Below are 6,931 nucleotides of genomic sequence, written 5' to 3'. Positions count from 1 at the left end.
GGGTGACCGGGTGACCCGCGTACCCGTCCTGCTCGGCGCGGGTGGCGAGGCGCCATGCTTCGGTGGCGGTGTCGTAGTCCTGCTGCGCCCGCGACCGCGGTTCCCCGTCCACCCCGTCGACCCCCTGCAGAACCTGGCCAAACTCATCGGCGACTACGACCGCGAGACCACCACCGCCAGTCTCAACAAGGGCGTCCGCTCCACCTCCACCGCGCTGAAGCGCGAACGCATCCTCGGCGTCGACGAACTCGCCGCCCTCCCCCGCGGAAGGGCCGTCCTGCTCACCACCGGCACCCGCGCAGCCCTCCTCCAAACAGTTCCCTGGTACCGCGGTCCCAAGTCGACCAGGGACCGGATCACCGCCTCCATCACCGCCCTCGACTCCGCGGACCGGATCACGAAGGCCCCAACTACAGAGCCCGCCGCAGTGCCGCCGGCGATTCCACCCGCGTCCGCACTGCGTCGGGTCGCGCCGGATGAGTGACGGGGAGGACGCTTTCGGCGACCCCGAGCCGTTCAACCTTGAGCAACCGGCCTCAACCCGAGCGGTCAGCACCTACTACGGGTCCGCAGACGAGTGGTTCCGCCGGTACTGGCGGTTCACCTATCGCCGCCGCGTCTCCCCGAAAGGCACCGGCACCGGCCGCTGGCGAGCCGACTGGTGGAACTACGACGAAGCCCGTCAGCGCATCGAAGCACTCTGGCGCGGCTGGGAAGCAAGCCGGCGCGACCCCGGACTCGGCATCAGCATCTGGTAGATCAACCACGCCGACCCGTAGATGCTCGCCCTCTTCGCCGCCGATGGCTGCTTCGCCGCCTCGAGCGACGAGACCTTGCCCGGAGAACCATTGCCGTACACACCACCGCCTCGCGGTCTCTTCCCGCCGGACAGCTGCGCCTAAGCGTCGATGGACGGGCGACCCGAGGCGCACTGAAAAACTGATGATCGCGACACGCCGGGAAGGGCTTGCACTCGGCGAGGCTAGGACAAACGCTTGATGAGTCGATGGCAAGCCTTCTGCAGAAAGAGGCATAATGCGCAACCTAAACCTACCGGTCGCCGCTATAGGTGCGTCGCTCATGGTCGTCGCCCTGACGGGCGGCGCGGCGGTTGCGCCGAATGTACCTGCGCCGTCGTGCGGTGACCACGTCCAGGTGACACGCACCGGCTCCTCCGTCCGCGTCGTCGGTACTGGCCTCAATGCTTTCATCCCCGCCGGTAAGTACGGAATCTCCTATGCTTACGAGGACAACGGCAAGGAGCACGGTGGGTACAACGCGAGCCCTACAAGCGGTATGAACTACCCCTTCACCGCGTACAAGAAGACCGCGCAGACTTTTACGGTCTACATCCTTAACGAAGCCGAGAATCTCACCTATTGCTCGGGCAATTATAGGGCGTGATTTACCATGCTAGCAGCGTACATCTGACCGTAAAGCTGCGAGAGGAGGCCAGCGTGACGGCTCCGTGGTACGTCCCGCCAGCATTTGGTCTCTTCGAGGCACATTTCGAAGATTCCTCATCAGGCAGACGCGAAGAGCGGTGGGTCGCAGACTGGCAGGGATTGATTGGTCAGCCGGCCGAGTCGGTCTCGCTTGGCCTGACAACGGCTGGCGAGCCCGTCCAGACGCTCGTTGCTACGCGCCTCAGGGGAGATTCAGGCGCCGTTGACCAGCGCATTGAAGCTCTTAGGCTCGCCGCGGCCCGGCGAGCAGCGCATGCCGACCCTTTAGAGACCCGAGGCCCTACAGACCTTGTGCATCTCGCCGCAACGCTCCCTCGTGTTCGGGAGCGAGTACTCATTGCGGGAATCGAGACTCTCGTTGAGATCATGCCGTTTTCGGATGTGATCAGTTCTGGATACGCTCTAGTCGGCGACCGAGTCATGACATTCGCCACTTCCGCGGAAGGCCTTGAATCGCTCCACTTTGAGGAGCTCCCCTCTCTATCGAGTGGAGGGTACCCGCGAGACCCCTTATCGCCGATGACACGAGATCAGTTCGCCGCGCAAGATCGCCCGCTGAGAGGCGCTTCACGAGATGCGGACTGAGAGGGCGGCACCTGCTTGTGCACCGTCCTCGCCGAGGCCCCTGCGGCTTCCAAGGTCTCATCGTCAACGGCCTTGCGCACTGGAGCCACACGGATGCTTCCTTGCCCGTAGAGGCGGCGGTGGAGTGCCACCTCAATCTGCTCGCGCCGCCAAGCGACCTGTCCTCCGAGCCGAACTAGGCGGATCCCCAATTTTTTCGCGGGCACCGAACCGGAACGCGAGGGACTCCTGCCCGAGGGTCTTCCGCGACCGGTGCTCCGCCTCCGCAGCACCCGTCGCACGGAGGCTGTCGACGACCCGCCCGATCCGCTCCACCAGCTCCAGGTCGGCGAGGAACTCCGTGTCGGAGGCGGTCAGGAACCGGGGCGCGACCGCTCTCACGGCCGCGAGTGCGGCGGTGAGATCAGCTGCTTCATGCACACCCGTATCCGATCACGGGGGTCCGACACCACCTCGGGAAAGAGCCCCTTCATGAGGGCGGATTCGTCTCCTTCAGAGCGGGTCAGGGGTGGTCAGGTCCTGGTCTCAGTGCTCGCGCTTGATGGTGAAGTACGAGCCCCGGATCGTGCCCGCGAGCTTCGACTTCTGCCGCGCGAACTTGAATCGCGAGGCCAGCTCCTCCGGCACCTCCATGCCGTCGGAGAGCTTGAAGCCGACGGCCCGCTTGCCCGTGTCCTCGATCGTGTACAGGACATTGATGGCGAGGCCGCTCTCGTAGAACACGTAGGCCATGCGCATGCCCGCGACCTCGAACGCGGTCGCCTCGAGCGCCGGGGAGGCGATGACGATGTCACGCTCCTCCGCCAGGATCCCGTGGACCCACTCGACGGTCTCCGCTGCTTCGTCCGCCGGCTCGACGGTGAAGACGTGGTCGTACTTGTTCTTGTAGTACCGGGCCTCGTTCGCGCGCAGACCGGCGAGCGCGGCCGCTACCGGCGACGACTCGAGGCCGGCGGTCGACACCTCCACGAAATCGACGACGTGGGACATCGGGTCACCTCCGGTTGGGTGGGTTCTGGCGGTTCCTGCTGGAGGGTACTGCCCGGGACGCGCCGCGGATCGATCTCGATGTGCCAGCGCGATGACGAGGGAGGTCAGCCGGCGTCGGGTAGCCCGCGCTCGGCCGCGACGATCGGCCGCGCCTGCTGCCCGAGCGACAGCAGCACGAGCAGGGCCGCGAGCGCGATACCTCCGGCGAGGTAGAAGTCGAACGCGATGCCCACCGTGCTGACGCCGAGCGCGCCGACGACCGAGCCGGCCGAGATGGCCAGCTGGATCGTCGTGACGAACAGCGCCAAGCTGCCGTCGGAGACGTCCGGTGCGGCCTGCGACATCCACATCTGCAGGCCGAGCGGCAGGGCTCCCCAGACGAAACCCCAGATCACGAGCAGGGCGAAGACTCCCGGCAGCGACCACGCGAGCAGCGGCAGCGAGACGACCGAGAGCGCGAGCACGACCTTCGTCACCGCGAGCGTGCCGGTCACGCTGCGGCCGAGCGTCACGCCCGCCGTGAAGTTGCCGACGATGCCGGCGACGCCGAACGCGAGCAGGGCGACGGTGATCGTCGTCGGGGAGATCCGTACGAGCTGCTGCAGGTAGGGCGCGACGTAGGTGTACGCGGAGAACTGCGCGATGAACGTGAGCGCCGTGGCGATCAGCCCGATGCGCGCCCGCGGGATCGTGAGCAGGTGACCGAGCGTCGAGAACCGCACCTCCTGGATCGCAGGGATGCGGGGCAGCAGCAGCAGCTGCAGGACGAGCGCGATCGCGCCCAGGCCGGCGCCGATGAGGAACGCGGTGCGCCAGGTCGCGATGGCGGAGACGAACGCGCCGAGCGGCAGGCTCACGACCGTCGCGACGGAGACGCCCGCGGTGATGAAGGAGGCTGCGCGGATGACAGCGCTCTCCCGCACCAGGCGACTGCCGATCCCGGCACCGATCGACCAGAACCCGCCGATCGCGAGCCCGAGCAGCATCCGCGCGACGAGCAGCACGCCGAGGTTCGGGGCGAACGCGCCGAGCACGTCGGCCACGACGAGCAGCGCGGTCAGCGACCAGAGCACGATTCGCCGGTCGACGCGCGCCGTGCAGACCGTGACCACCGGGGCGCCGATCGCTCCGGTGAGGCCGGTCGCGAACACCAGGAGCCCGGCGGTGCCGACGCTGATCTGCAGGTCGTCGGCGATCGAGGGCAGCAGGCCGATCGGCAGGAACTCGGACAGCACCAGCACGAACGAGCCGAGTGCGACGGAGAGCACCGCGACCCAGCCGCGGCGTTCGGAGAGGGCCCCCGCAGAGGACATGGCCGTCATCGTGCGGATCCGCCTTCGCTTCGCATCATGACGGGGAGACCATACCAGGATCGTTCGAGCCTCGAATCATCGGTACGCTGCAGCCATGTCGGGTCCCGAGCTCACCGCCGTCGTCTCGGCGACCCACGAGATCTGGATGCGCACGAACGATCGGATCGGCGTGGCCCTCGCACGGCACGGCCTGACCCTGCCGACCTTCCAGGCGCTGTGGGCGGTCGATCCCGCCGAGCCGCCGCCCTCGATGAAGGTGATGGCGGAGCGGCTGTGCTGCAACGCGCCCAACCTCACGTTCCTCACCGACCAGCTCACCGAGCGCGGCTGGGTGGAGCGCGTCGTCGATCCCTCCGACCGCCGATCGCGCGTCATCCTGCTGACGGAGGAGGGGCGACGCGTCCGCGACGACGTCGTGCGGACGGCCTCCGAGGTGAGCCCCCTCGCAGCGCTGAGCGAGGACGAGCTGCGCCGGCTGGAGGCGCTCCTGGCCCGCGCCGTCCGCTCGGAGGCATGACGCTGCCGTCCCCGATGGCGCGCGCCTGACGGCCGCGGGCGGTTATCCTCGATCGCGAAGGGGAGTAGCTCCCAGCGCCTGAGCGCGAGCGGTGCATCGACATGCTGACGGGTCCGAACCCGTCCGGTGCACCACCCGGAAGCGGGCGAGCGAGACCTTCGACACCATCAGTGTCGGAGCGCTCACCGGGCCGGCACCGCTTCGAAGGACTCGCGCATGTCGCTGCCCGCCCTCCTCCTGATCGCCTTCGGTGTCTCCGCCGACGCGTTCGCGGTCGCTCTGACCCAGGGGCTCCGCATGCGGCGGCGCGTGCTCCGCAACGCCGTCGTCATCGCGGGCGCCTTCGCGGTCTTCCAGGTGGTCATGCCGCTGATCGGCTGGTCGATCGGCACGCTCTTCGCCGGCTACATCACCGCCGTCGATCACTGGGTCGCCTTCGTGCTCCTGGTGATCATCGGCGGCAGGATGGTCTGGGAGGCCATGACCGCCCCGGTTCAGAACGACTCCGGGGCCTACGGCCTCGACCTGCGTCGGCTCGTCGTCCTGTCGTTCGCGACGAGCGTCGACGCGCTCGCGGTCGGGATCTCCTTCGCCTTCCTCGACGTGAACATCTGGCTGGCGGTCGGGCTCGTCGGTGTGACGACCCTCGTGCTCTCGGTGGCGGCGGTGTTCATCGGCCAGCGGGTCGGCGCCCGCTTCAAGAAGCCCGCCGAGCTCGCCGGCGGGATCGTGCTGATCTTCATCGGCGTGCAGGTGCTCCTCGAGCACCTCGGCGTCTGGTGACCGCACGGCGAGAGCCCGGAGGGACCGGCCCGGGGAAGGACCGCGCACGGGCGTGCCCGGTGCCGTTCGCCCTCCCGGCGTGCCGGCCAGCAGCCGAAGCGAATCGCGTGTGGGGATCGTGGCCGTGCGACCGCCGGTCGGTTCCGCGAGGTGCTCGCCGTGGCGCCGACGGCTAGTCGTCGGACCGGCCGTCACCGGTCCTGGTCAGGGGCCGTCGCGGAGGCAACGTGATCCTGCCGGTGGTGGTCAGTGCGCGGATATCGTGGATATCGCTGAGGGCGGTGACCCTGTTGTCGACAACGGTGTGATCGATATTTCTTTCGGACATCAACAACTCCTCGACGTTGAGAAAAGGTATTGAACAACGCCTTTATGCGAAGTCGCCGACAATCGTGTCCTCAGCGGCGACCGAGTCGGCGCTCGCCGTTGACACCGAGCGAGTACGGCAATCCGTAGTGCTCGAAGATCGCCGGCTCGGCTTCGCTCGTCAGCTCACCGTCCGTATCGATCGACGGCGCGTCCTTGACGGCCTTCTTCTCGACCTGCAGCTTCAGGTACTTCGGTGCGACGACGGCGCCGAAGAGCGGCGCGAAGACGAGCCGGCGTCGGCCGGGCAGGCCGATCTGAACGGTCGCGAACGTCGCGGAGTCCGTCGCGGTGTCGAAGTAGACCGCTTCCAGCGAGCCGATCTTGTCACCGGCGCTGTCGACGACGTCGTGGTCGCGCCAATCGCGGATGTTCTCAGCCGGGAAGTCGGCCATGGGGTCCTCCTCGTGCTCGGTGCGGCAGCTCGGTGCGGCAGCTCGGTGCGGCGGCTCATCGTTCCACCCCTGCCTGCGTTCGGCTCCTCAAGCCCCGGGTCGGGTGGGTGCGGGGACCTCCCCGGCCGGAGGCGCTGACTCCGCCTGAGGCTCGCGTCGGCACGGTGGTCATGGGCGGAGGCGCTGACGATCCCAGCGACCGTCCCCGCGGTCGTACCGCAGCCGACGGTGCTTCCGGTCGCTGAGTCCCTGCCAGAACTCGACGCTGCCGGCCGTGAGCCAGTACCTGCGCCAGGCCTCGTCGACGAGGTCGGGGTGTCGATCGAGCTGCCGGCGAGCCTCGGCGATGTCCTGATCGAGCCGGGAGGGGTCCTCCAGCGTCGCGCTCTGCCGCCCCGAGAGCGCGATCGCTCGTGCGCTGAGACTCCGCTCGCCGAAGTCGGCGGCAGCGACCTCGTCGCTGTCGGGCGCGACGGGACCGCGGATCCGGACGGACCTGGCCAGGGACGGCCAGTA

Annotated in this window: 9 protein-coding genes and 1 pseudogene; 5 read left to right on the top strand and 5 right to left on the bottom strand. The window is 68.1% G+C overall.

The window, feature by feature from the left end:
• The 3 genes and pseudogenes from ACFE67_RS13235 to ACFE67_RS13225 all read left to right on the top strand — a co-directional run.
• Nucleotides 1-484 (top strand): annotated as a pseudogene (locus tag ACFE67_RS13235) (hypothetical protein); the annotation flags it as partial.
• Entirely contained in the window at nucleotides 477-758 is a 282-nt protein-coding gene (locus ACFE67_RS13230) for a DUF4913 domain-containing protein (RefSeq protein WP_375407344.1), read from the top strand. The pseudogene ACFE67_RS13235 and the gene ACFE67_RS13230, both read left to right, overlap by 8 nt.
• A gap of 322 nt (nucleotides 759-1,080) precedes the next feature.
• Nucleotides 1,081-1,404 carry a hypothetical protein gene (locus tag ACFE67_RS13225; RefSeq protein WP_375407343.1) on the top strand — a complete coding sequence of 108 codons (324 nt, stop codon included), beginning with the start codon at nucleotides 1,081-1,083 and terminating at the stop codon, nucleotides 1,402-1,404.
• Between the two features lie 779 nt (nucleotides 1,405-2,183).
• On the opposite strand, the gene ACFE67_RS13220 is transcribed toward ACFE67_RS13225, so the two are convergent.
• From ACFE67_RS13220 to ACFE67_RS13210, 3 genes are all read right to left on the bottom strand, one after another.
• On the bottom strand, nucleotides 2,184-2,471 hold the full coding sequence (locus ACFE67_RS13220; RefSeq protein ID WP_375407342.1) for a hypothetical protein: 288 nt from the start codon (nucleotides 2,469-2,471) through the stop codon (nucleotides 2,184-2,186).
• Nucleotides 2,472-2,576: 105 nt separating this feature from the next.
• The gene (locus ACFE67_RS13215; protein ID WP_375407341.1) at nucleotides 2,577-3,041 is read right to left on the bottom strand and encodes a phage tail protein; all 465 of its coding nucleotides are present in this window, start codon (nucleotides 3,039-3,041) and stop codon (nucleotides 2,577-2,579) included.
• A 104-nt stretch (nucleotides 3,042-3,145) separates the two neighbouring features.
• The gene (locus tag ACFE67_RS13210) at nucleotides 3,146-4,354 is read right to left on the bottom strand and encodes an MFS transporter (protein WP_375407340.1); all 1,209 of its coding nucleotides are present in this window, start codon (nucleotides 4,352-4,354) and stop codon (nucleotides 3,146-3,148) included.
• A gap of 94 nt (nucleotides 4,355-4,448) precedes the next feature.
• On the opposite strand from ACFE67_RS13210, the gene ACFE67_RS13205 reads away from it, so the two are divergent.
• On the top strand, nucleotides 4,449-4,871 hold the full coding sequence (locus tag ACFE67_RS13205) for a MarR family winged helix-turn-helix transcriptional regulator (RefSeq protein WP_375407339.1): 423 nt from the start codon (nucleotides 4,449-4,451) through the stop codon (nucleotides 4,869-4,871).
• Nucleotides 4,872-5,087: 216 nt separating this feature from the next.
• A complete protein-coding gene (locus tag ACFE67_RS13200) occupies nucleotides 5,088-5,654 on the top strand; it encodes a manganese efflux pump MntP family protein (RefSeq protein WP_375407338.1) in 567 nt (188 codons plus the stop codon).
• A 398-nt stretch (nucleotides 5,655-6,052) separates the two neighbouring features.
• Here ACFE67_RS13200 and ACFE67_RS13195 read toward each other — a convergent pair whose 3' ends face one another.
• Nucleotides 6,053-6,415 carry a PRC-barrel domain-containing protein gene (locus tag ACFE67_RS13195; RefSeq protein ID WP_375407337.1) on the bottom strand — a complete coding sequence of 121 codons (363 nt, stop codon included), beginning with the start codon at nucleotides 6,413-6,415 and terminating at the stop codon, nucleotides 6,053-6,055.
• Nucleotides 6,416-6,583: 168 nt separating this feature from the next.
• The coding region (locus ACFE67_RS13190; RefSeq protein ID WP_375407336.1) for a pyridoxine 5'-phosphate oxidase C-terminal domain-containing protein at nucleotides 6,584-6,931 on the bottom strand (348 nt) is incomplete at its 5' end.

It is taken from the genome of uncultured Amnibacterium sp. (assembly GCF_964244015.1).
Lineage (GTDB): Bacteria > Actinomycetota > Actinomycetes > Actinomycetales > Microbacteriaceae > Amnibacterium.
The sequence above is the reverse complement of the archived record's forward strand: the minus strand, read 5'-3'. Positions and strand labels throughout refer to the sequence as shown.

Bases quoted from the DNA above. Each gene is read 5' to 3' on its own strand.
- ACFE67_RS13230 (WP_375407344.1), top strand. From the start codon at position 477: ATGAGTGACGGGGAGGACGCTTTCGGCGACCCCGAGCCGTTCAACCTT.
- ACFE67_RS13225 (WP_375407343.1), top strand. From the start codon at position 1,081: ATGGTCGTCGCCCTGACGGGCGGCGCGGCGGTTGCGCCGAATGTACCT.
- ACFE67_RS13215 (WP_375407341.1), bottom strand. From the start codon at position 3,041: ATGTCCCACGTCGTCGATTTCGTGGAGGTGTCGACCGCCGGCCTCGAG.
- ACFE67_RS13210 (WP_375407340.1), bottom strand. From the start codon at position 4,354: ATGTCCTCTGCGGGGGCCCTCTCCGAACGCCGCGGCTGGGTCGCGGTG.
- ACFE67_RS13205 (WP_375407339.1), top strand. From the start codon at position 4,449: ATGTCGGGTCCCGAGCTCACCGCCGTCGTCTCGGCGACCCACGAGATC.
- ACFE67_RS13200 (WP_375407338.1), top strand. From the start codon at position 5,088: ATGTCGCTGCCCGCCCTCCTCCTGATCGCCTTCGGTGTCTCCGCCGAC.
- ACFE67_RS13195 (WP_375407337.1), bottom strand. From the start codon at position 6,415: ATGGCCGACTTCCCGGCTGAGAACATCCGCGATTGGCGCGACCACGAC.